The organism is Rhizobium hidalgonense (assembly GCF_002914525.1).
Classification (GTDB): domain Bacteria; phylum Pseudomonadota; class Alphaproteobacteria; order Rhizobiales; family Rhizobiaceae; genus Rhizobium; species Rhizobium hidalgonense.
Map to the genome: position 1 here is coordinate 24,502 of NZ_LODW01000056.1, position 23,261 is coordinate 47,762.

Annotated in this window: 23 protein-coding genes and 1 pseudogene; 4 read left to right on the top strand and 20 right to left on the bottom strand. The window is 59.5% G+C overall.

The features are described from left to right. Nucleotides 1-441, top strand: coding sequence for a PIN domain-containing protein (locus ATY29_RS16305; RefSeq protein ID WP_097536953.1), 441 nt, complete (start codon nt 1-3; stop codon nt 439-441). 132 nt (nt 442-573) lie between these two features. On the opposite strand, the gene virB11 is transcribed toward ATY29_RS16305, so the two are convergent. From virB11 to ATY29_RS16370, 13 genes are read right to left on the bottom strand one after another with little or no spacing between them, the layout of a single operon-like run. Further along, nucleotides 574-1,602, bottom strand: a complete 1,029-nt coding sequence (gene virB11 / locus ATY29_RS16310; protein ID WP_097536908.1) for a P-type DNA transfer ATPase VirB11 — start codon at nt 1,600-1,602, stop codon at nt 574-576. 8 nt (nt 1,603-1,610) lie between these two features. Then, nucleotides 1,611-2,780 (bottom strand): type IV secretion system protein VirB10, encoded by a 1,170-nt coding sequence (gene virB10 / locus ATY29_RS16315; protein ID WP_097536909.1) that lies wholly within the window; start codon nt 2,778-2,780, stop codon nt 1,611-1,613. An 8-nt stretch (nt 2,781-2,788) separates the two neighbouring features. Further along, a complete protein-coding gene (gene virB9, locus ATY29_RS16320; protein ID WP_097536910.1) occupies nt 2,789-3,646 on the bottom strand; it encodes a P-type conjugative transfer protein VirB9 in 858 nt (285 codons plus the stop codon). Next, nucleotides 3,643-4,314: a VirB8 family type IV secretion system protein gene (locus ATY29_RS16325; RefSeq protein ID WP_097536911.1), complete on the bottom strand. Its 672-nt coding sequence runs from the start codon at nt 4,312-4,314 to the stop codon at nt 3,643-3,645. The genes virB9 and ATY29_RS16325 overlap by 4 nt, the downstream gene beginning before the upstream one ends. A 1-nt stretch (nt 4,315) precedes the next feature. Next, complete coding sequence (locus tag ATY29_RS37710; RefSeq protein WP_003571629.1) at nt 4,316-4,600, bottom strand: hypothetical protein; 285 nt, start codon at nt 4,598-4,600, stop codon at nt 4,316-4,318. Between the two features lie 37 nt (nt 4,601-4,637). Next, nucleotides 4,638-5,570, bottom strand: coding sequence for a TrbL/VirB6 family protein (locus tag ATY29_RS16335; RefSeq protein ID WP_097536912.1), 933 nt, complete (start codon nt 5,568-5,570; stop codon nt 4,638-4,640). Between the two features lie 3 nt (nt 5,571-5,573). Further along, nucleotides 5,574-5,807: an EexN family lipoprotein gene (locus ATY29_RS16340; RefSeq protein WP_097536913.1), complete on the bottom strand. Its 234-nt coding sequence runs from the start codon at nt 5,805-5,807 to the stop codon at nt 5,574-5,576. Further along, on the bottom strand, nt 5,804-6,505 hold the full coding sequence (gene virB5, locus ATY29_RS16345) for a P-type DNA transfer protein VirB5 (protein WP_097536914.1): 702 nt from the start codon (nt 6,503-6,505) through the stop codon (nt 5,804-5,806). The genes ATY29_RS16340 and virB5 overlap by 4 nt, the downstream gene beginning before the upstream one ends. Then, nucleotides 6,502-8,868 (bottom strand): VirB4 family type IV secretion/conjugal transfer ATPase, encoded by a 2,367-nt coding sequence (locus ATY29_RS16350; RefSeq protein WP_097536915.1) that lies wholly within the window; start codon nt 8,866-8,868, stop codon nt 6,502-6,504. Before ATY29_RS16350 ends, virB5 begins: the two co-directional genes overlap by 4 nt. Beyond that, entirely contained in the window at nt 8,861-9,199 is a 339-nt protein-coding gene (locus ATY29_RS16355; protein ID WP_097536916.1) for a VirB3 family type IV secretion system protein, read from the bottom strand. The genes ATY29_RS16350 and ATY29_RS16355 overlap by 8 nt, the downstream gene beginning before the upstream one ends. 5 nt (nt 9,200-9,204) lie before the next feature. Then, on the bottom strand, nt 9,205-9,504 hold the full coding sequence (locus ATY29_RS16360) for a TrbC/VirB2 family protein (protein ID WP_097536917.1): 300 nt from the start codon (nt 9,502-9,504) through the stop codon (nt 9,205-9,207). Next, nucleotides 9,501-10,169 (bottom strand): lysozyme family protein, encoded by a 669-nt coding sequence (locus ATY29_RS16365; RefSeq protein ID WP_097536918.1) that lies wholly within the window; start codon nt 10,167-10,169, stop codon nt 9,501-9,503. Before ATY29_RS16365 ends, ATY29_RS16360 begins: the two co-directional genes overlap by 4 nt. Nucleotides 10,170-10,171: 2 nt before the next feature. Further along, complete coding sequence (locus ATY29_RS16370) at nt 10,172-10,708, bottom strand: hypothetical protein (protein WP_097536919.1); 537 nt, start codon at nt 10,706-10,708, stop codon at nt 10,172-10,174. Between the two features lie 101 nt (nt 10,709-10,809). On the opposite strand from ATY29_RS16370, the gene ATY29_RS16375 reads away from it, so the two are divergent. Further along, nucleotides 10,810-11,163: a MarR family transcriptional regulator gene (locus ATY29_RS16375; protein WP_097536920.1), complete on the top strand. Its 354-nt coding sequence runs from the start codon at nt 10,810-10,812 to the stop codon at nt 11,161-11,163. 427 nt (nt 11,164-11,590) lie between these two features. Here the strand turns inward: ATY29_RS16375 and ATY29_RS16380 are convergent, their stop codons facing one another. The 5 genes and pseudogenes from ATY29_RS16380 to ATY29_RS16400 form a co-directional block, all read right to left on the bottom strand. Then, nucleotides 11,591-12,781, bottom strand: a complete 1,191-nt coding sequence (locus tag ATY29_RS16380) for a DUF932 domain-containing protein (RefSeq protein ID WP_097536921.1) — start codon at nt 12,779-12,781, stop codon at nt 11,591-11,593. A gap of 118 nt (nt 12,782-12,899) precedes the next feature. Then, nucleotides 12,900-15,059, bottom strand: coding sequence for a ParB/RepB/Spo0J family partition protein (locus tag ATY29_RS16385; protein ID WP_097536922.1), 2,160 nt, complete (start codon nt 15,057-15,059; stop codon nt 12,900-12,902). 414 nt (nt 15,060-15,473) lie between these two features. Further along, nucleotides 15,474-16,673, bottom strand: a complete 1,200-nt coding sequence (locus ATY29_RS16390; protein ID WP_097536923.1) for an IS256 family transposase — start codon at nt 16,671-16,673, stop codon at nt 15,474-15,476. 131 nt (nt 16,674-16,804) lie between these two features. Next, a pseudogene (locus tag ATY29_RS37715) lies at nt 16,805-17,090 on the bottom strand (type II toxin-antitoxin system RelE/ParE family toxin); the annotation flags it as partial. Nucleotides 17,091-17,106: 16 nt separating this feature from the next. Then, nucleotides 17,107-17,358, bottom strand: coding sequence for a type II TA system antitoxin, ParD family (locus ATY29_RS16400; protein ID WP_003571648.1), 252 nt, complete (start codon nt 17,356-17,358; stop codon nt 17,107-17,109). Nucleotides 17,359-17,598: 240 nt separating this feature from the next. Here ATY29_RS16400 and ATY29_RS16410 point away from each other — a divergent pair, with 240 nt between their 5' ends. Next, on the top strand, nt 17,599-18,693 hold the full coding sequence (locus ATY29_RS16410; RefSeq protein WP_097536924.1) for a helix-turn-helix domain-containing protein: 1,095 nt from the start codon (nt 17,599-17,601) through the stop codon (nt 18,691-18,693). On the opposite strand, the gene ATY29_RS16415 is transcribed toward ATY29_RS16410, so the two are convergent. Beyond that, entirely contained in the window at nt 18,648-19,673 is a 1,026-nt protein-coding gene (locus ATY29_RS16415) for an alpha/beta hydrolase family protein (protein ID WP_097536925.1), read from the bottom strand. The genes ATY29_RS16410 and ATY29_RS16415 overlap by 46 nt on opposite strands. Nucleotides 19,674-20,164: 491 nt before the next feature. Further along, nucleotides 20,165-20,887: a helix-turn-helix transcriptional regulator gene (locus ATY29_RS16425; protein WP_097536926.1), complete on the bottom strand. Its 723-nt coding sequence runs from the start codon at nt 20,885-20,887 to the stop codon at nt 20,165-20,167. 445 nt (nt 20,888-21,332) lie between these two features. On the opposite strand from ATY29_RS16425, the gene ATY29_RS16430 reads away from it, so the two are divergent. Further along, entirely contained in the window at nt 21,333-23,123 is a 1,791-nt protein-coding gene (locus ATY29_RS16430) for a methyl-accepting chemotaxis protein (RefSeq protein ID WP_097536927.1), read from the top strand. Nucleotides 23,124-23,261: the final 138 nt, after the last annotated feature.

Genomic DNA, 23,261 nt, shown 5'->3' on the forward strand with positions numbered 1-23,261 from the left:
TTGCTCGACGAGTCCGTCATCCGTTCAATGGATACACACGACAACGTCGTCAAGTGGAAGAGATCCATCGACGACAGCGAGCTGGCGATATGCGTTTTCACGCTCTTTGAGAAACGGAAGGGCGCTGAGGCGCAGTTGAAAAAGGATCCAAAGAAGGCTCGGGCCAAGTTGGATGCGATAGCTGAGTTCGAAATCAGCTTCGGGCCCGATCGCATTCTCAGTCTCGACGCAGCGGCAACGAAAGAATGGGCTTCGTTTGTCGGCGCGCGGGAAAGGCATGTCATGGATGCCGGTATCGCCGCGGTCGCGAAAACGCGCGGGCTTATTATTGTCACGCGCAACCTGAGCGACTTCGCTGACTTCCGCGTACCGTGCCTCGACCCATTCCGAGACCCACCATTTTTGCTGGAATATGACGACAAGCCGACGAAGAGCAAATGATGAGGCGAACGCCGTAGACCATCCGGCCGGCAACGGCACGGCTGGAATGGAAAGATGGCGAACTCAGTTGGTTGGCGGTCGCTCCCTAACGCTTTCGGCTGACTGCAGCGCCTGACTGCGTAACGCACTGCTTCAGAATGGCGCCACGCGGCCATTGTTGCCTCCCCCGGCCGCGTATCGATAGTAGACCTCGCTCACCCGAAACCGACCATCGATCCTCTTGCACTGGACGATGATATCAACCGCGGCCGTCAGCATCTCGTGAATGTCGCGGCGTTCGAGATCCCCGCCCCCCTCGGACTCCTTGACCAGCAATGTCAGTTGCTCGAAGGCGAGGCGGGCGGAATCGGCGTGAACCGTCGTGATCGAGCCCGGATGGCCGGAATTGACGTTGCGAATATAGTAGAAGGCGGTCCCGTCGCGCAGCTCCTGCAGCAGGATGCGGTCGGGCCGCATGCGCAGGCAGGATTCCAGCAGTTCCTTAACGCCGACTTTGGCCAGCCCCTGCCCGCCCTTGGAGTAGAAGAGCCGAACATGGTTCGGCTGCGGAACCACCAGCTCCGGTGTGTCCTCTATGGTAATGATCCGCTCGCTTTGCGGAATGTGGTGGGTCAGAGCTTTCGATAGGGTTGTCTTTCCCGACCCGGTGGCGCCGGAGATGATGATGTTCTTTCTTGCAAACACCGCCTGGTGGAGAAACGCCTTATAGGCGCCGACCCGATAATATTCCAACAGCCTTTTGTCTGATTGCCCCCCGCCGCCTTCGGCGGGCTCGACGTCGGCGAACAATCCTGCCTGATCAAGATCATCGAGCGTCAGTGACACGGAGGACGGCTTGCGGATGGTGAAGCTGACGGTTCCCTTCATCGTTGCCGGCGGGATCACGATCTGGACCCGTTCATCACCCGGCAACGTCGCCGACAGGATCGGTCGCGTCTCGTCGATCGATTGGCTGGAAAAACTCGCGACCGCCCGCGCGAGACGCATCAGCCTGTCGTAGGACAACTCCGGCACCTCATAGGTCTGCCATCCCTCCCTCCCCTCCGTAACAACCTGTCCAGGCCGATTGACGATGACCTCATAGAGGGTCTTGTCGCGCAGGAAGCGTGATAGCGGCGAAAGCAGTTCACGGACAACACCTGAGTCAGCAGCTTCAGTCATCCTCGACCCTATTTTGTCACGAGCTTCGAAGAGGGCCCGAAATCTCCGAGCACAGCGCGATCGTAAATGCGATTGCGGGGCTCCGTCACGCGAAGCCGGTAGACGCTCGAGAAATCGAGGTCGCGTGCCACAAAGATCGAAACCAGCTCGCCCTGGTGCTTCATCAGGGTCGGCGGAATATTGATCGATTGCTCGACGGCAATCGCTGCGGCCTGCTGCCCGGCGCTGGTGGTGTTTTGCGCCTCGCTGTCCTGAAGCCGGCTGCTGGCATAGGAACTCGCATCGCCAACGATCGACAGCAGGATTGCACTGCCGAAACGCTCCCACCAATGGGTGTCGACATAGCCATCGATGCCGGCCCGACCAAGGGCATCGGTTGCCGGCGACGCAAGCGTAATGATCACGCCCTTCGGCGTCTTGGCCCGGTTCCAGAGGACAAAGAGGCGCTTCTGCCCGCGACGAATGCCGCCACGATATTCGCCGACGACCTGGGTGCCTTTTTCCATCAGCACGACACGACCATTGTCCGACAGGACGTCCCGGTTGATGACGCAACTCGTAAATCCCGGCTGATCGGAGGAGAGCGCCGTTTCCAGGGCGCACGGGATAGACGCTCCCATCGCGATGATAAAATCGCGATTGCCCAGCGTGCCGGCGCGCGACCCCTGCAATTGCGTCGGCACCAGCAAGCGGTTAAAGCGCTGATCCTCGTTTTCGCCTTCCGATGCGAGCCCACCCGGATTGTCGCCAAGCGGCACATAGTTTGAGCGCTCATCGGATCGTTCGTCCTTCTCCTGCTGTCGCGTCGACGGTGCTTTCTCGCCGCCAAAGGCGATGACCGGCGCCCGGCGCGCAGCATCGAGCAGCTTTTCGTCGTCGGTCGGCGCCTGCTCGGCTACGCCGGGCGTCGGCAGCTGGACGTCCGCGGGGAGCGCCACCGGCAGGACGGGCTCCTTCGCCGGCTCGAAGTCCGATGTCTGACGGATGACGACCCTTTCGGGCTGCGTGCCGTCAGCCGGCTTGTCCTGCCCACGCATCGACCAGAGAGCAAAGGCGACAAAGACGACGATGGCCAGCGCGACAGCGCCTCGTTTGAGGATGGGATTGTTGTCCAGCCGACGGGCAGTTGACGTCTCGACCCGTTCGCCAGGAATCTGCGTAATCTCTTCCCCGGCCATGACGCCTCCTATTGTGCTGCGTCGGGCTTCGCCTTGACGACGCGCTCGACCGACGGTGACGTGGTGTTAGTCTCGGGATTGATGCCGACGCGATCGTAGGCCTCGTTAAAAACGCAGAGGACGTCGCCGCCCCTGCGCAAGATGAACTTGCGGCTGATCGCGTGAACGAGCACAAGGTTTCCGTCGACGGATTTGGGGACCAGGCTTTCGGTGCCGTCGGAATTTTCCATGTAAATCGCCGGCATTTCCTGGTTGCCGGCAAAGGCGAAGGCCGTGAGCTTGCCGTTGTCGTAGACCGCTTGTGGCTCGAGCGCCTGCGCTCCTTGCGCCGCGTAGCGCCAGTTGCGCGGTCCATAGGCTTCGTGAAGGGCAAGGACCCGATCGGCGTCACCCGCCTCCGCCACCAGAGCCCGCGCTGCCGCCTCCTGTCGTCGCCGCTCCGCCTCATCACTTGGATAGCGATATTTCACGTAGAAATAGGTGTTCTGCCCAGCCTCGACGCTGCCGTCGCGGACGGTGAGCTCCATCTGATAGCTGCGGGTCGATCCGTCCCGCCGCGTTGTCACGACCGAAATATTCGTGACCGGCTGGTTTTCCCGGGGCTTCAGGAACAGGATATTGCCGGCCGGCGCCACTTCCCACGCAACGCTGTTGCCAAGCGCCACATGGGCAATTTCCTCGTCGGCTGCGAATTCGATCTGCACCGAAGACCGCAGCGTGCCGACGACTTTGGTGATGTTGTAGGGCTGATAGTCGACGAAACGGACGCGGCTGTCTTGTGCGGCGCTACGTGGGGTTTCGAGGGCGATCGCCGCCGAGGAAAAGCCCCCCGTCAGGATGAGCGGAACGAGGAAATACGCTTTCAATTGATAGCCTCCGGATCGGCGCGATATTCGCTGACGACAAAGCCAAGGGGATTGATCAGCCGATCGGTCGAGGACATTGGGGCGTTGGCATAGGAGAAGGTCAGGCTTGCAACCCAATGCGTGGTACGCACGTCGTCGCCGCGGGTAACGGTTCTGATATAGCGGACCGATGCCACATTGGCGTTGATCAACGAGATGGAAACGATGTTAATCCGTGATGTGGCATTGCGGCCGTAAATGTTCTGCGGGGATTCGGGATTGCTGCCGCGGTAGAGTGCTGCAAATCGCGTCTGTTCCGGCTGCGTCGATAGCAAGGCAACGGTGCGAAAATTCTCCTCACCCTCGCTCCAGACATAAGCTTCGCGAGCACGAACATATTTGGCGGCGAAATATTTCGTCACGGCCTCGTCATAGGTGCCGGCGCTCGACGTCAATGCCGAAACCACGTCGACGATGCCGGTCGAGTTGTCGACGCGCACCACGAAAGGTTCGACGGTCTTCAAAGGCGTGAGGCCGGCGATGGCAAAGACGGAAACGCCGGCAATGACGCTCGCACAAAGGGCGACGGACCAGGCGATCCGCGCAGAACGCTCGACCTGCATCATCCGGTCCTGATCGAACCGGCGGGCTCTGTCGAAATAACTTTTCAAACTCTCCGTGGTCACCATGTCACCTGCCCTCGCATGGTCGGTAAGAACCGGCGACATCGAAAGCTGCAAAGGCGGCCGGCGTGACCGAGGACGATTCCTGCCCGTAAGAGGCGGCTTGGCTCGTCGCCTCTGCGGGAAGAGCTCCGGTTGTCGGCTGTTCGGTTCGTCCATTGTCTTGCCACTGCCACATCGCGCGGTTCAGCGGCCGGCGGGAATAACCGTCACATTTGGGAAGAGGGTGGGAGATCGAGCCGCAAGCCGCCAGGCTGACGGTCAGGAAAAGCGATAAAACGATACGGATCATGCGGAAATAACCTGTCACTGTCTTGAACGTTGGGCCGTCATTCGGTCCGGTCTGGCGTCAGGCGGCGACTGACGGAACGCGCCCCGCGGCCGGCGGCTCTCACTGTGTGAGATGCAGCCCAGGCGAGCGTGCTTTCGTGCGCATCGCGCGCGGCGCCATAGCCGTAGGTCAGCGAGGCCCCGCCCGCCGCAAGTGCTGCAGCAATGCCGGGCAACTGGTAGAAGACGTAGAGAGCGGCAAGGCAGATGGCGCAGAGCGCGGTTGGGCGCATCAAGACATCGCTATAACTTTCGATCGCCGTAAATGTCGTGTCGATGCAGGTGATCAGCAGCGAGCCGATGGCAACGACCAGCACCTGCAGGATCACGAAATTGACAAGCTGGCCGATCCAGGATTCGGTAAACCGGCGTGTCGACTGGAACATGGCGAGCGCAATGAAGATTGGGCCGATGGCGAGCACGATCGCAAGCGCCAGCCGGGCGTAAAGCGAGACGATGTAACCGATCGCCGCCACGACGAAGCTCGCACCGATGACCATCATGCCGCCCATGCCAGTGACGATGTCGACCGGCCAGGAGCCGCGAGACCAGATTTCGTGGGCGCATTTCTGGCCCTTATCGAGCAGGCTGTCGAAGGTCGAAGCGCTTGGCGCCGTGCCGGAGTTCAGCGCCTGTGAAATCTCGCGCGGCAGTGTTTCGAAGAAGATATTGGTGACGTAGGTCTGATAGTCGCCGGCATTCCTGACCAGCATGACGATGATCGCAAGCTTCATCGCCCGGAAGGCGAATTCGAGGATCGGCTCCTGGACGGATCCACGCAGAACCAGGTAGCCGTAGAGCACCACATAGAGCGTGAGCGCCGCCGTCAGCGGGCCGCTCACCCAGCTGGCGATATTCGAAGTGCCCGAGGAAATGAAGTTTTCCAGTGGCGTCTTGAACTGCCCGTCGACGAAGCTGAAAATCTTATACATCGCTCAGCCTCCCAACGCTTTGCCCATGCGCTCGAGCCGCAGCTTGCCATCGGCGGCCTCGGCATTGCGGCAATTGGGCGTATCGCCGAGCTCGCCGGGATTGTTGCGGCATTCGCCGATAATCCTGGTAAGCAGAGCATCGTCGGCTGCAAGTTCATCAACGGTATAAACCTTTTCCGTTTGCGCTGAGCAGGCCGACAAGAAAAGCACGGCAAGGACAGGAAGAAATCGCTTCATTTGAGTGCCGCTCCCATCGTATCCATGCGCTTGCGCCAGTCTTCGGCTTTGCGCTGTTCATCGACCTGCAACTGCGCCTGCTGGACCATCTGCAGACCCTGCATGCGAAGGACATCGGCTTGCAGGAAGGCGCTTTCGGCCTGGAGGCGTGCCTGGAGGTCGGCGATGTCCTTGGCGTCGGCCGCATTCGAGATTTGCTGGCGAAGCTCGTCGATGCCGTCGATGCGTTTGGTCGCAGCATCGTAGATCTGTTGACCGAGGCTCATCTGCCCCGCATTTTGGTCCTGGATCCGGGACAGTTCCTGCGCATAGAAATCATCGGCATCGGTGCGATAGGTGGAATTGTCCTGCAGGTATTTTGAGGCGGCGCTGCCGAAGACGCCGCTGCCGGATCCTTTAAACAGCCCCTCGATCGCATTGAAATTCTGCGGCAGCGCGTTGCGGATCGACGGATCATTCAAAAGACTGGCAACGTCAGCCATATTGGTGATCTTGTTCAGCGATCCGTAAAGCTGCTGCGCCTGCTGAAGCTGCTGATTGAGTGTATCGAGCTGCGACTTCAGCTGGGCAATGCTCTCGATCTGCTTGGCGATCGCCGATGTATCGATGACCGGGATGCCCTGGGCAGGCGCCAGCGCCGCCGACACCAAAAAGGCCGCCGATGCAAACAAAGGCCATAGTGTTCCTGCGCGGATCATGCTCTCTTCCTTCTCTGGTGAAATACGGGAAGCCAATCCTCCCACTTGTCGCCGAGCTCCGATCGGATGGCATCGGCAAGTTCCACATTGGCTGTCCGGCCGGAGAGGATGGCGAGCTCGTCGTCGAAACCGTTGAGATTCAGTTCGGCGACAACGCTGTTGTGCCCTTGCTTGACAATGAAGCGACGGCTTTCGACGGTGAGTTCGCGTGAGACGAGCTCAAATTCGCGTTCGGTCAGCTTGAAGCCGTCGATATAATCTATGCGGTCACCCCGCGGGTTCGGTAAGAAAATCTGCGTCGGGCACTGTTCGATGATCGTATGGGCGATCGGCGAGACGATCGCGTCGCGCGGGCTCTGGGTCGCAAACAGCATGAGCCCGTTCTGTTTGCGGATGGTCTTGAGCTTGTTCTGTGCGAGGTCGCGAAAACCTTCGTCCTGCAGCGCCTTCCAGAATTCGTCGATGACGATGATGATGCGGCGCCCGTCGATCAACTGCTCGATGCGATAGAACAAGTAGGACATCAGCGGCCTGCGGATCTCCTCGTTGTCGAGGAAATCGGTCATGTCGTAGCCGATGAACGTGGCGCCGATGCCGATGTCGTCGGTCTCGTTGTCAAAGACCCAGCCAAGCGGCCCTCCCCTCTCCCAGCGCCTGAGCCGCGAGGCGATGCCCTCGGGATCGGTATTGTTGAGAAAAGTGCGCAGGGCGCCGATGGAGCGGCGCTCCACCGGCAGGTCCGCCACCCCGTCGACGGCCGAAGCGATGTCGCGCAACTCGGTGGTCGATAATTCGCCGGATGCGGATCCGACCAGCTTGGCGATCCAGCCGCTGAGGAATACCTTGTTTTCCGGCGTGAGGTCGAGCGCCTTCAACGGCGCGCAGCCGGTGGCGATACCGTTCCTCAGCGGCAGATAATTGCCACCTGCCGCGCGCACGAAAAGGTCGGCGCCGCGGTCCTTGTCGAAGAAGACCATATGGGGATCATGCTTTTCCAGCTGGGACAGCATGAAGTTCAACAGCACCGTCTTGCCTGCGCCCGATGGTCCGCAAACGAAGGTGTTGCCGAGATCGCTGTGGTGGAAATTGAAATAGAAGGGTGAGCCCGATGCCGTCTTGAGCATGGCGACCGCCGGTCCCCATTCATTGCCGTCCTTCTGGCCCGAGGGATAGGAATGATAGGGAGCAAGGGCGGAGAAATTGCGCGATGTGATTGCCCCCGAGCGCGCCCGATAGCGGAAGTTCCCCGGCAATTGCGCCCACCAGGCCGCCTCGAGTCCGAGGTCCTCGCGGGCGACGACCGCGCCACCGCTGGTGATGATAGCGCGTGCTTTCGCCATGTGGTCGGCCAACTCCTTAACCGTGGGGGCGAACACCGACAGTGCAAGGTGATGCTCTCCCAGAACGAAGCGGTTGGACTCCAGCTCGTCCATCGCCTCATCGAGCTCTTCGATTTGCGATGCCGCCTTGTCGCCGGCACTGACCATCTGGTTTTGCTTGCGGCCCATGATCGTGCGGGCATCGGCCTTGGAGGCGAAAGCAAAGGATTGCGTCAGGATGAGCTCGAAGGGGGCGGTCAGGATGCCATCGAGCATGCCGCTGCGCGTGGTGGCTGGATATTCCTTGAAACCGAACATGCCGGCATAGCGGCTTTCGGCCTCGTGACGGATCTCGACCGTCTCGCGTCCGAAAATCACCCGATCGGAATAGATCGCCGACGAAATCCGTCCCTCCGTCAGAGGGACCGGTTCACGCCGCCCACCGACAATCTGATGGAGGAGTTCACTCGGCTCTGAGAACAGGATGCCATCCTGTTCGTGAAGGGTGAGGAGACGAGGCTCGAAGCGCTGCAGCCCCCCAATGACGTCGGTCACCCGATCGCGCAAATTCTTCAAGGCATCGTTGTCGAGTTCGATACCGGATCGGTGTGCCTTGCGCAGCCGGGAAAGAAGGCTGGCTGCCCTTTCGACGGCATCCCGGCCGGGATGCCAGACCAGGGTGAGGTAGAGGTCGTTGCAAAACAGGTCTTCTCGCACCATCCGCTCGCGATACTTGGCATTGAGGCCGTCGGAGAAAGGATTGGCGAAACGTCCCTCGGGATAGGCACTGTTGCGGCGGCGCACGACATGCGTCCAAAGCGCCAGCCGTTCGTCGGCGATATTGCGATAGAGCGTGTTCAGGCTCCGGTGCAGCCCGTTGAGGTCCCTGACATCAGCGGTCTCGAAGGAAACACCCTCGAGCGTAATCATGGTCATCAGCGCTCTCGAATCGAGCGCGATGGTCGTCTCGTCGACATGCCTGACATAGGGGATGAAGGTCTCCGGCCCGAGCTCGCGGGACCGGAGCGTTGCGATACTAGGCAAGGCGGAGATCCCTTTCGTCATAACGCCTGACGAGCGCCAGCGGCGAGAGTGTCGCGCCGCCCCAAGAGGCGGCATTGCGCGAGCGACCCCGGGTCTCGACCCAGGCGATGAGGATGCGAAACATATTGTGATCGTGCTTGACGAGGGCGCGAAACAGGAAATGGAAAACGAGGCCGGTGAGCGCAAAGGCGATCGATCCCGCGGTGATGTAGAGGATGGTCGTCAGCATGATGTTGACGCCCATCGCCTCCATGGTCACGCCGGCGATCATTGTCGGGCGAGTGCAGGCGAGAAACAGCGTATCGTCTTCGAGGCTTGGAAGGTTCGCCATGGCGCTCACTTCCCGACGATGGTGTTGACCAGCTCGGTGGCGCCAAAAATTCCGCCGATACCGATGATCCAGAAGCCGGCGCGCCTGAGGTCCATGTATCCAAACATCCACGCAATGCAGATGATGATGACGGCGATGACCGCCAGTAGCCGGGCGATATTGCCGGTCAGCATATCAACGATGTTCTGCAGAACGGTTTCGATACCGGCAGCCTGGGCGAAGGCCGGCTCGACCACGCAGGCGATGATTGCGGCTGCCATGAGGGTGGATGCGCCAAGGCGGCGAAGACGGTCTTTGGAGATCATCGACTTTGCTCCGATCGATCAGGCTGGAAAACGAGAACCGAGGATCGCCGTCGGGAGCTGAAAACGTCCCAGGATGCGGCGTCTGCGATTTGGGCGGCGTGGGAGGGTGGTTTCGAAGGCACTTGCACCGGATCGTCTTGCAACTCGCCCGCCCCGGCCTGGCCATCGGGCTCGCCAATGGTGAGCGACGCAAGCATCGGCGATAGCCGTTTTATTTCCTGGCGCACCTGCTCGTCATATTTGACCACCGCGCCAACGGAGGGGTCATCGCGTCCGTAGTAGGATCGAAGCATCACACGCTCCGCCCGAACCCGATCGTCCCCCGCGCGCAAAGCCTGACGGAAGTATCCGTCGAGGAGCGTTGCCGTCGCCTTGAGGTTCAGGCAGGCGTCGAAAGCATCGGCAACGGACAGTTTCAGCTTCCGGAGCGCCTCGGTCCCGAGGCTGCCGAGGCCGATCTGAACATCCTGGTGATCGGCGATCAACGATGTGGCAACCTCGATCGCCTCGGCCTTCGATGCCGGTTGGGCGGGAAGCGGCTGGCCGCTGTTGATGCGAATGAAGAGAGGCTGAAAGCGGCTCTCGAGGCTGACGACGCCCGCAAGCGTTTCGACCTCCACCATCGGCGCACAGACCTGCGCGATATTGACGAAAGCAGCGGCCATGGTCAGTACCAGACCCTCTGCGTGGCCGCGCCATCGATGGTGACGTCGACATAATGCGGTTGCGATCGCACATTCGGGCGGGCGATCGGATAGCCCATGCATTGGCGGCGCCCATCCTGGCGCTGCCAATGCGGTGACAGGACCGAATCGTTGCGGGTGCCAAAGTCGCCGTCATTCGAGCAAAGGGCATCGCTCACCGGCTGCGGCGATGTCGACACGCAGGTCGCTTGCCGCCCGCGGACGCCGTCCTCGCCCGCCAGCCTGTATCCGGCTTTGCAATAATAGGGTTCAAAGCCAGGCCGTGAGCTGTGAAAACCGACACCGCTGCAGGTCGGGAACGAATGCCCCTTGGCAAGCTCCCGCCAAAGCTTCTGGATCGGCGGCCCGCATTCGCCATATTGGGTCGGCCCGCCCGGATTGGAAAGGCATAGAATAACCTGGCAACCCCAATCTTCTGCCCGCGCTTTACTGCCGGAAATAAGATAGGGTGGCGTCATGCAGCAGATCGAAAGCAGTGAATTCAGCAGAAGGCTTTTCATGGACAGGCCCCTTCGACACGACGATGCTCCATCGCATTCGGGAAGGCTTGCACAGCCGCCTGCCCGCGTTCATACTGACTTATATAACATAGTTAAATGACATGACAAGCGCGCTAAAAAAGCAAATGCACAACCTTGCCTTCTCGGGACTCATCCTCCACGAGATCCTCGATCATCCGCTGGAGGACGAAACCCCTCAGGCGCGGCTGAAGCAGGTCGGCATGATGACGATCCTCTACACGATGAGCCAGGCTCATCAAAAGCTAACCCTTTCCAATATCATCGAAATCACAGAACTGACGCGAAGCGGAGTGAAGGAGACCGTCGACCTTCTCGTAAAGCGCGGAATGCTGACCGAAACCATGGTGAAGAATTCCATGGGCCGAGGAACGGCACGGCAATTTGAGATCTCAGAGGATCTCCTGAACAAGCTGAGCTCCTTCCGCGCCAGCTAGGATGGCGGATTAAACTGACTGGTTTCCGATTTTCAATGAGGCGTCACGGCGAATCACGTACCGGTCTGGATCGTACAGCTGCCGGTAAGAATCAGGGGCCGTGGGGCAACCCGCCGGATAGGCGGGTTCCAAAGAGACAATGGAGAGTATCGGAGAAATCAGCATAGCGCCGCCGAAGGCGGGATTTCGGGAATCTCGCCACGCTAAGGGCGGGACAAGGGCAGCCGCAGGAGCCTCAGCATGGCGGCCGGCAGGGAGGCGGGACCGACTGCCCCCGCCCGTGCGTTCCTTCCTCCGAAAAAAGCGTCTCGCAGGCCCTGGTGGACGTCACTCCGGAGCCTGCTGATGGATGATGGAATGTTTTAGAATGATAATGCCGTCAACCGGGTTCGGACCAATCGAGGGCATCGCGTGGTGACGGGCGCGATCAGGCCGCGCTTTCGAGAAGCTTCCTGGCCTTGCCTTCCAGTTCGAGACGCGTGTCCTGATGGCTCTTGTTACGTGCCAACGCGGTGATCCCCTGAACGAAATCGAAAATCGATTCCGGTGGACGGCCTTCTTCGGAGAGAACCGTCTCGATGATCTTGCCGGTTTCGCTTTTCGAGAAACCGCGCCGGCGCAGGAAGGTTTGCCGATCCTCATCGTCGCGGGCGACGATCCGCTCGCGGGCGGCCCGAATGCCGGCGACGAAAGCTGCCGGTGAGGAATTGGCAAAGCTCGTCAGCGCCGGCGCTGCTTCATGGGCAAAGCGCTCGGCGGCGAATTTGCTGTGCCGGATGCTGATCTCCTGGAAATTTTCCGATCCCCAGATGTTCCGGTTGGCGCACACGGCGCGCAGATAGAAGGAGGCGATGCCGAGCGTCTTCGACCCGACCTCCGAATTCCAGGCATAGAAGCCGCGGAAGAAGAGGTCAGGTTCGCCGTTCGGCAGGCGCCCCGCCTCGATAGGATGGGTATCGTCGACCAAAAACAGGAAGACATCGCGGTCGGAGGCGTAGAGCGTGGTCGTATCCTTGGAGACATCCACGAATGGATTATGCGTCATGCTTGCCCAGTCGAGAAGACCCGGCACTTTCCAGATCGTGTCACCGGTTCCGTTGCCGGCAATTTTCATCACGGCAGAAACGAGCTCATGATCCCAGATCCTGCCATATTCTGGGCCGGTCACCGCCCGCAGCTCGACGCGGCCGTCCTCCATCTCCAGTGTTTTGACGAGTTCGGCCCGATGGTTGAGCAGGCCGTGCTGCAGATTGATCGCGGCAAGTGGCGCCGGAAGCTGGCGCATATAGGTGGAGGGCGCTCCGACCAGGCTGCAAAGCTGGCCGTAGCTCCAATGCGTCGGCGCAATCGGCTCCCGGTTACCGGGTACGATCAGTTCGAGCTTTTCGGCATTGTCGCGACTGGCCTCGAGGCGGATCGACGAACTTTCCACGGTGCGGGCGTGAGCACGCTCAGCACGTGATTTGACGGCACCGTAGAGTTCCCCGAGGGAAAGATAGCGCTCGTCATCAGGCCGAGAGAACCATTCGGACGAGACGCGGCCATTGCGCTGCCCCCGCGAGATGTCGACCTTGAAGCCGGAGGATACTGGTCCCGAGGTGGAGGTGGTGGTGTCCATGACATTTTGCTCCTTGAAACGAAAGCGGTCCGGTCTCCTGTCGGAGCCGGACCGTGCGAGTGGATCGGAAGTTGAAGGCCCGGCGCACCGGCCGGACCTTGACTTGTCGTGTTAAAGCCTACTCGGCAGCGTCTAGATGTTTCTGCTCCACCTGGAAGTCGGCCTTCAGCTCCGTCGCCCTTTCGTTGATATTCACGTTGCCACCGAGGACCGCTGGAAGATCTGAAGCCTCGGCTTCGAGGAGAGCATCGTCGCCGGTGTTGTCGGCGACGTCACCGGCTGCTGTCCCGGGGCTATCTGCCGATGCCTCTTCAATCGCCATCCTCAGCGGCTCGGGGAGCCAGCCGCTGCCGTCGAGCAGGCGCTCTGCCTCACGCGCCATATCGGCCTTCTTCAGATGATCGATCAGATGAGCCGACTGCTCGCCCCTCGCCTCCCGCACGGCCTGCAGGATATGCGCCTTGGTCACCCTGCCGAGATAGGCATCGACCGTCGGCGTCCAGCCGGCATCGACCATGTCGAAGCCGATCGAACGAGCGAGCTTATCGGCATGAGCGATGGCGCGGGTGCGCTTGTTCCATGGTTCGATCACCGCGTTGAGCGAAAGGGATGCGCAGTGGGCAAACAATGCCAGCCGGCTGACCTCATCGAGCCCGATCAGGAAGTCCCAGAGATCGTCGGGCGCCTTCGGAAGGTCTTGGCCCCAGGCCTCCTGCCGCTGATCGATCTCCTTGGCCCAGACGGTGTCGGCAAGCCCTACGGTCTGGCCGAACCCCGCACTTTGCAGCGTCAGTTCCAGGCACGTGTCCGACCCATAGAGGTAGAAGGTTTTCAGGACAAAGGCGTGCAGCACGGCAATGAAGGCGATGATCGGATCGTTGGCGAGCGCATTGCGCAGGGCCACCGTGCGGGTCGCCGTCAGATCGACAACCAGGCGGTCGGACAATGGCCGGATGACGTCGTCTTCCTCCTCTGACTGATCATTCACAACACGGCCACCGATCGATACCCCGCCGGTCGACGACGATCCGATCACCTCGTGACCGACCTCGCTCCCGGAGATCACGGCATCGGTCTCCACCGTTCCGGGCTGCGGTTCGTCCTCCGGTCGGACAAAGCCACGCTCGATCCGCAGTTCGCCGCCGGCGTCGAGCGAAATGAACACGCCGCCACGGGCGACATCCTCTGGATCGAAGATATATGGCCGGTCGTTGAACCGATCGAGTTCGGCGCCGAGTTCCTCCAGCCGATGCTCGGTTTCCTCGGAATGCTCCTCGGCCGCGGCATAGGCTGCATCGAGCTCGTCATATTCGGACTTCAGATCGCCGTGTCGATCAATCTCTTCATCGGTCATGTCGACCTGACGGCCATAGAAACGACGGAGCCCCGATATATGACCGTAAGGAAAGTCGAAAGCGGCTTCGACCCACTTCCAGCCTTCCGCCGCCTTGAGCGCCTCGGCGTCTGCCGCCAATTTCTCGAGCGCCAATTTCTCGACCAGTGCCGGATCCTGGAGCCAACCGCCGTTGTCCTGCTCGAACAGGTCGCGCATGACGACGCCGCCGGCGACTTCATAGGCATCGACACCAACATAGACGGCCCGGCGGTCGCCCGCGCGGATCGTCGTTTCGGTCAGAAGCCTGCGGATATAATAGGGTTCGCGAAGCTGCTGACGCGAGACCGTGTCCCAGACCTGCTCCTGCCGGATATGGTCGTTGGTGAGGGAAAAGGCCATGATCTGTTCAAGCTTCATGTCTTCATTGGCGTAGAGCTCGAGCAGCCGCGGCGAGACCGAAGCCAACCGCAGACGTTGCCGGACTGTCGCTGCCGAGACAAAGAAGCGGGCTGCGATTTCCTCTTCGCCGATCCCCTGCTCACGCAAGGTCTGGAACGCGCGGTATTGATCAAGGGGGTGAAGATCGGCACGGTGGATATTTTCAGCAAGCGAATCCTCGGTTTCAGACGTTTCGCCGATACTGACGATGCATGGAATGCCGGCGGTCTTTGCGAGCCGTTTGCGTGAGACAAGCAGTTCAAGCGCACGGTAGCGCCGGCCGCCGGCCGGGATGCGAAAAAAGCCGGTCCCCTTGCCTTCGCCGTCGACCTCAGCCCGAACATTCAGGCTCGTCAGCAGTCCGCGGCGCGCTATGTCGTCTGCGAGATCTTCGATCGAGACGCCGGCCTTGGTCCGACGCACATTTTGCTCGCTCAAAACAAGTTTATTAAAAGGGATGTCGCGTCCAACACTGAGCGTGATTTTCTCTATGGCTTGTGCCATGTCGTTTCTCCGTGACGCGCCGGCCGGAGCTCTCTCCAGCCTCCAAACCCGTCGGAAAATTTCCTTCCCTCCTCTCCCTCTACCGCATTCTCAGCTTCCAGATAGGCGACGATCAGCCACAACCCCAGTTCGCCGACAATCCCAGGCAGCGCCGTCTTCGGACAATAAGGGTCAAGCCCATAAGCCTCCCACGCAGCCGGGCAGGCACCAATTCCGACATCAATGGTCAGATGGAATACTCGGCACCGATCGCGATGCCCATTATTCGACGTCTTCAGCAGTTGAAGGGATCAGAACTGGTGACCCCCTTTGAACCACTCGACAACAACGATTTATTGGCCTTAGGCGATGATGTCCCAGGGAGTGGTGTAGCTTCGGCGTTCGCCGTGCCTTCCGGGCAGAGCCGGGACTGGATCAGCTTGCCGCAGCAGGCAGGCTGATGATCGGATCATCGCTCATTGTGGCGATGGTCTCAAGGGTCATGTATCGGGAGCGCTGGACGGCCCATTCGTCATTCTGTTCGAGGAGCAACGCGCCGACGAGCCTGACGATGGCGTCCTCGTTTGGGAAGATGCCGACAACCTCGGTTCGGCGCTTGATCTCGCCGTTCAGTCGCTCGATAGGGTTGGTGCTGTGCAGCTTCGTCCAGTGCTGACGGGGAAAGGTCATGTAGGCCAGCACGTCTTCTTCGGCACTGTCCATGAGGGTGGCAAGCTTCGGTACTTTCGGCCTGATCTGATCGGCGACATTGCGCCATTGCTGGCTGGCGGCCTCTGGTGTGTCCTGGGCAAATGCCGTGGCGATGAAGGCGGAGACCACCCGTCGACCGCTCTTTCCGGCATGGGCGAGCGCATTGCGCATGAAGTGGACCCGGCACCGCTGCCAGGTCGCGGAGAGAACCTTCGAAACGGCGGCCTTGATGCCCTCATGCGCATCGGAGACGACCAGCTTGACGCCGCGCAAACCCCGCCGTGTCAGCTTGCGCAGGAACTCCGTCCAGATCGGCTGGGCCTCGGAGGTGCCGATCTCCATACCCAGGACCTCGCGCCGCCCATCGGTGTTGACGCCGACGGCGATAATGACGGCGACCGAGACGATGCGGCCACCGCGGCGGACCTTCAGATACGTGGCGTCGATCCATAGATAGGGCCAGTCGCCCTCGATTGGTCTTTCGAGGAAGGCCTTTACCTTGTCGTCGATCTCCTCACACAGGCGGGAAACCTGGCTTTTGGAGATGCCGCTCATGCCCATCGCCTTGACCAGATCGTCGACGGAGCGGGTCGAAACGCCCTGGATATAGGCTTCCTGGATCACCGCGGTGAGCGCCTTCTCGGCCATGCGACGCGGCTCGAGAAAGCTCGGGAAATAGGTGCCGGTACGAAGCTTCGGGATACGCAGCTCCACGGTCCCGGCCCGTGTCTCCCAGTCGCGCTCGCGGTAGCCGTTGCGCTGGGCAAGCCGAAAGGCGTTCTTCTCGCCGTAGCTCGCGCCGGTCTTCGCACCGACCTCCAGCTCCATAAGCTTCTCGGCGGCAAACCCGATCATCTCGCGAAGCAAATCGGCGTCGGCGCTCTTCTCAACAAGCGAGCGCAGGTTCATCATCTCGTCGGTCATCGGTGGTCTTTCCATCAGGTTGGTCTTCGACAAACCGACCCTACCGGAAAAACACTGATGACCACCGCTACCCTGCTACACCACTCCCCGGGACATCATCCCTTAGGCTCAGGCAATCTCGCCTGCAAAAATCATTCGTTCAGACGATCAGCCAAACGCTTCATGAGATCCATTCGTTCATGAAGAATGGCCACGATAAGGGCAGGCGCATCCTCTCGAAGCAGACAAAAGACGTGGTGATGTTCGCATCGCGCCATTCGTAACGCCTGATGAAGCGCGCTCATATCCTTGAAAGGAGCTTTGCCCTCGGCAAGGTCTGCGATACCTCGCTCCAACGCCGAGACGATAGCGGCGTATCTGGGCCGCATTCCATTGATCGCGTGTGTAGCGGAGTGAAGAACGTAGGTCCGCTTCCGCCTAAAAATGTAAGCCGTCAAGCACGATCCTGAGCAATCTCCTCGCCGAGGATCTCACCTATTGTTTTGGTCGACAGTTTTTCGGCGAGCCCGTCATTGATGCGCGTGTTCATTAACGTCTTCAGCTCTTCCCAGGCTCGTTCTCCATTTGCGTCACCGGGAAAGAGGCGCTCGAGTGCATATTGCTTGATTGTCTTGCCCTGCAAAGCGGCCAGGGCCTTTAAGCTTTGATGTTGCTGGTCCGTTATGTCGATCGTCAATCGGCTCATCTAACACGTTCCTGAACTCTGAAAACCCACATTAACACATATGTGGGTATGCGGGTACCGCGGAATCCTCGGTCTCCCCTCGACCCTCAGCGAAGAACAGAAGCAAGGTGTGCGTGGCGAGTTGGCTACGGGGACCGGCGTTTCGGCGATCGCCAGAAAATATGCGACCAGTCGGCAAACCATTATGGGCGTGCTAGACGAAACGCAGCGACCAATTCACTCGGGCAATGGAGCGACCTGATGTTGGCGATACCATTGCCTTTTGTAATAGCGCTTCTGCTCGTCATCCTCCTGATCCGGGTCCTTGCCCAGCGCGAAGCAAATCTACGGCCAGTCGCCGGTTTCATCAGCGTTTGCATTCTTCTGGTAACCCTAGTTGGGCTCCGCTGGAGCGTTGATCTCCGGATGGTACGATTTTTTCAGCCCGTCGTCGCGGCACTGCTGCCATCCACCGCCTGGCTTAGCTTTTCCAAGCTTGGGCAGTCGCCGTCGAAAAGGAGGTGGCTTCATTTCTTCCCAGCCGCAGTCATCGTGGTTCTTTCAGCGACTTGGGAGAGATGGCACCCGCCGATCGATCTGCTTCTTCCGGTTCTGTATTTCGCCTATGGCACATCTCTGATCCATCGTTCGTACGGCGGCACCAATGGTTTCGAATGGACGCGGCTGAGCGACGTTGCTAACGCTCGAAGGGCAGCGCTATCAGCAGGCTGGCTGCTCCTGTTTTCGGGTGCCGTCGATCTCGTGATCGCTGCCGACTTCCTTCTTTATCAGGGTAGCCACGCCGTCTCTATTGTCGGCATCGCCAACGTCATTACGCTACCATTCTTGGCCTACGCGATCGCAGTTCTCGGTTGGAGTGTGCCGCAAACGCAATCGTCCAACCAGACTTGGGTTGACGGTCAGGACGAACAGCCCTCCAACCACGAAACAGCGTCGGCAGGGCAAGATGACGCTCGGATCATAACTGCAATCGAAACCATCATGCGGGACAAACATCTATTCCGCGATCCGGACCTGACTCTGAATCGCCTTTCACGCAAACTGGGCATTCCGTCGCGCCAAATCTCGGGTGCAGTAAATCGGACCCTCGGCCGAAACATCTCTCAGGTTGTCAACGAATACCGGATCAGGGAAGCACAGCACTTGCTATCGGAGACCGATCGCTCGATCACGGCGGTGATGTTCGATTGCGGCTTCTACACAAAATCCAATTTCAACAGGGAGTTTGTCAGAGTAACAGGTATGACGCCGAGCGACCACCGCCGCTCGGCCGGCCGATCGAATGCTGGCTACTCGGCCGGGATGGCTTTGGTCAAAAATCCGCTGACGAGATAAGCTACCTCGCGATGGATTGCTTCACGGCTTCGCGTCCCGCCGTCCTTGCAGGCCACGCCATTGCCCGGCTCTACCTTTTCGATGAGCGCGGCGGCACCCGGCTTACAGAGACCCATGAAGCTGAAGTGCATGGCATCTGGAATTTCGACATAGGTCGAGGACATTTCCGGGAGGTGATCCGCAAGATATCCGCTTTCCAGCCTCGGTGGTAAACCGCCGATGTCGATGCCGGCGGCGATCACCAGAGATGGTACCCGCAGCCTTGCCAAACTCTCCGGAGTAAATCCCCTCCCCAGTCCGAGATCGAGGGACACAAACGCCTGCACACGCGGGTCCTTCATATCCCTCTCGATTTCAAGCCGGTTCAGTCCAAGCTCGTCCTTGAGAGCGCATGCGCGAGGGCTGGTTTGGGCTAGGCAGTCCTTTTCAAACCACTTCGTATCAAAACGCGCACCGGCTAACGCCGTGACCGTCCAACCGCCCAACGAGTGCCCGATGGCTGCAATCCGACCGGCATCGACGGTGCCGGCAAGAGCAGGATCACCCTCCAACAGGTCGATCACGCGGCTAAGATCGCGCGGACGTTCCCAGAGTTTCGCCGCCTGCGCAGGATCCATATTGAACGTTGTCGTGCCAGGATGGTCCGGTGCTGCAACGATGTATCCTTGCTCGACGAGATCAAACGCCAACCAGCTAAGGTTTCGCCACGAACCACCATAGCCGTGCGACAGGACGACAAGTGGCCGCCCCGTTGACGCAGGTTTCGCATCCCGAATGCCCGGGACCCCAAAGAATGCGCGATTCTCACCGATGATCTCTGCCTTGGCGCCGTCTTCGGTTGGGTACCATATGCTGATATGAAGGGGCCGCGCTCCATCTTTATCGATATCGGTCTCGCGGAAGCCAATGGCGTCCGCAGAGTGGGCGAGTTCGGTGGTGATCAGCAAGAACCCCAAGGCGTGCAATAGAGATTTGAACATGGAAGCCTCTCTTTAGAATGAGCACGGCTTCATGCGCCAAAAAGAGAGCTGAAAAGACCTAGAACGCGATTGAGTACGCCACGACGGCAATTGTGTTTCGGGTTCGTTCGACGTTAGCGCAGGATTTGAACAGATCTGTTCTACCCTCATCAAAAGATGGAAGTCGGCGATGATGGCTGACGAAATCAGAAATCTTGGCACCTCCGTGCGCCCCCGCCATCGCGCTCGGCCTGATTAGCATTTCGCCAGGAGTAGCTCGTCGTTGCCGCAGCGTCTGCTGCAGCCCCTCACTTGCGACGGATAGGGAAATCTTGTTGCGATAGCGAAAGCAACCAGCAAATCGTCTTGGCGGCTCAAAGCTTCACCGGCACGCCTTCAAGGTGCACCCTTCATTGGTTTGCCAAGCCGACTATGCCGACCTAGCAACCTGGACCGCGCACTCACTACGATCGGGGGATTGGACACGAACAGGACGTTCGCCGACAGGCTCTTTAAACCCGAATGATATTGAGACGCAACGCGCTGACGACTGCCTGCGTTCTTGTCGTGCATCCGAGCTTCTTGATCGCGCTGCCGATGTGATTGTTGACTGCATGTTCCGACAGATCGAGAAGCTTGGCAATTTCGCTGCTCTTGCGGCCGCCGGCCGTCAGCCGCAGGCAGTCCAGCTCGCTCGAGGTAAAGGCGATCGGCTTGTGTTTCTCGTTCAATGTCAGCTGCGAGAGCCGATCATAGATGAGCGTGGCGATATACAAGAGTTTCGCCATTTCAAATACGCTAAAATTCCGCGACCCCGAGATCGACATCGCACCGCGACCACCGGCGGCATCATGGACGGGGAAATAGGCTCCTTTTTCCAGGCCATATCGGTTGAATAATTCGATGACCGTGGACTTCTTACCTTCTCCGCGATCCGTATTGATCGCTGCGACATCGTAGTTGAACGGGCTGGTCGATCTCAGCATCCGGCGGATAACCGGACTGTCGACCATCAGGTTATGGGCGTCGTAATAATCGACCATCTCCGCCGGCCAGTTGGTGATGATTTTTGTCGCGCCTATTTCGACGACGTCGACATTGGGCAATGTCATGATCAGGAAAGCGCTCATTCCCAGATACTGGGTGAGGCCCTTCATATATTTGAAGACTTCGTAATGCGTGTTGAAGCCTGCGGCGACTTCCTCAATTCCATTGAACTCGGCCTCGAACGTCATGTCTTTCTCCGATCGCCAATCGTATTGGGCACTTGGCGGACGATGTCCACTTATCGCTCGTATCGGAAGTTGATTCTGCACGCTCGAAGGACGGCGAAATATGCACCTACAGTGGAAAAACAGAAAGACCTTTTGAATGCGGAAAACAGGTAGGCGGCGGTTGCTTAATAAAAAGTAAAACGATCTTCGAACTTTAGGGACGAGCCGATGAGAAAAAAAGCCGCTTCACGTTCGAAATCCCATCAGGAAGATCCTGCTGCCGAGGCGAAGCCTTAATCCAAACGACTGATTCTGCCTGCTTATTTTTCTCAACGGCACAGAACTTCGGACACCCTAGCTCGGTTAAAGGAAGCTTAAAGAATTTAGCGGATTCTATTTTCGGTGCATGTCCAGCGAAGCCCGTCATGGGTCGCTGTAACGCGTGGATCTGGGGTAGGGGAAAAGCATGAAAAAAATAGCATTGGGCTTCGGATCTGACGCCAAGGCCGTACTGGCCGCGATGAGCAGGTCGCAGGCCATCATCGAATTCGACCTTGCCGGCAAAATCTTGACGGCCAATGCCAATTTCTGTGCCGCGCTCGGCTACCAGCTGCCCGAGATTGTCGGCCAGCACCACCGGATGTTCGTCGAGCCGGCAGAAGCCGCTTCAGCCGATTATCGCGAATTCTGGGCGAGGCTCGGCCGTGGCGAATTCGATCAGCGCCAGTACAAGCGCATCGGCAAGGGCGGCAAGGAAATCTGGATCGAAGCCTCCTATAATCCGGTCTTCAGTGGCGGCAAGCCGTACAAAGTCGTCAAATTCGCGACCGACATCACCAGGCAGAAGCTGCAAAACGCGGAGGACGCCGGCAAGATAAGTGCGCTGTCCCGTGCCCAGGCGGTCATCGAATTCACACCAAAGGGCGAGATTCTGACGGCCAACCAGAATTTCCTGTCGACGCTCGGCTATCAGCTGGCGGAGATCCAGGGTCGCCACCATTCGATGTTTTGCGACAGCGCTTACGCCAACAGTGACGATTACCGGCAGTTCTGGGCGCGGCTGTCAGCCGGCGAGTTCGTGGCCGACGAGTTCCTGCGCATCGGCAAGGGCGGCAAAAAGGTCTATATCCAGGCTTCCTACAATCCGATCTTCGACATGAATGGCAAGGTGTTCAAGGTCGTCAAGTTCGCGACAGACGTCACCGCGCGCGTCAGCAATGTCGACCAGCTGGCGGCATCCCTGACGGCGCTCTCTGGCGGGGATTTGACCCAGGAGGTTGCAACACCCTTCATTCCGACACTGGAAAAACTCCGCACCGACTTCAACGCCGCTGTCAGCAAGCTGCGCACGGCGATGCAGGTGGTGGCCCAAAATGCAACGGGCATCGCTGCCGGAGCCCAGCAGGTTCGTTCCGCTTCGGACGATCTGTCGAAGCGCACGGAGCAGCAGGCGGCCTCCGTCGAGCAGACCGCGGCCGCGCTTGAAGAAATCACCACGACTGTCTCTGATTCCAGCAACCGCGCCCAGGAGGCCGGGCAGCTGGTGCGAAGAACCCGTGAGAATGCCGAGCGCTCCGGGGCGGTGGTCCGCAGCGCCGTCGATGCGATGGGGAAGATCGAGACATCGTCTGCGGAAATCAGCAATATTATCGGCGTGATCGACGAAATCGCCTTTCAGACCAATCTGTTGGCCCTCAACGCCGGTGTCGAGGCGGCGCGTGCGGGCGATGCCGGCAAAGGTTTTGCGGTCGTAGCGCAAGAAGTCCGCGAGCTTGCCCAGAGATCGGCAAAGGCGGCAAAGGAGATCAAGGAGCTCATCAGCGCCTCCAACGAGCATGTGAAGAGCGGGGTGACCCTGGTTGGCGAAACTGGCAAGGCCCTGGAAGAAATCGTCGGCCAGGTTCAGCAGGTCAACGGCAATGTTCTGGCGATCGTCGAAAGTTCGAGGGAGCAGGCGACGGGATTGAAGGAAATCAACACCGCCGTAAACACCATGGACCAGGGTACGCAGCAGAATGCGGCCATGGTCGAGGAATCGACGGCGGCTTCCCATAGTCTCGCCAAGGAGGCTGACGCGCTGTTCCAGCTGCTGGGACAGTTCAACATCGGCGGCGTGGCCTCACGCCAGCAACGTCCCGTCGTGGCGACCGCCGCTTCCAGGCCCGTCACATCGGCGCCGCGGGCAATGGTCGCCAAGGTCGGCGCCGCCTTCCATGGCAATGCGGCAGTTGCCGGTGGCGACTGGGAGGAGTTCTGAGGCGCAGCCGGCTGTTTGACGGCCTTTCCGATCGCTTCAGCTGTCATCGGAGCTGAAGGAAAAGTGGTCGCCATGGAAGAGACGATCAATGTGATCCATGGCTTATTACGTCGTAGATTTCGCCGGCGCCTCGTCGCA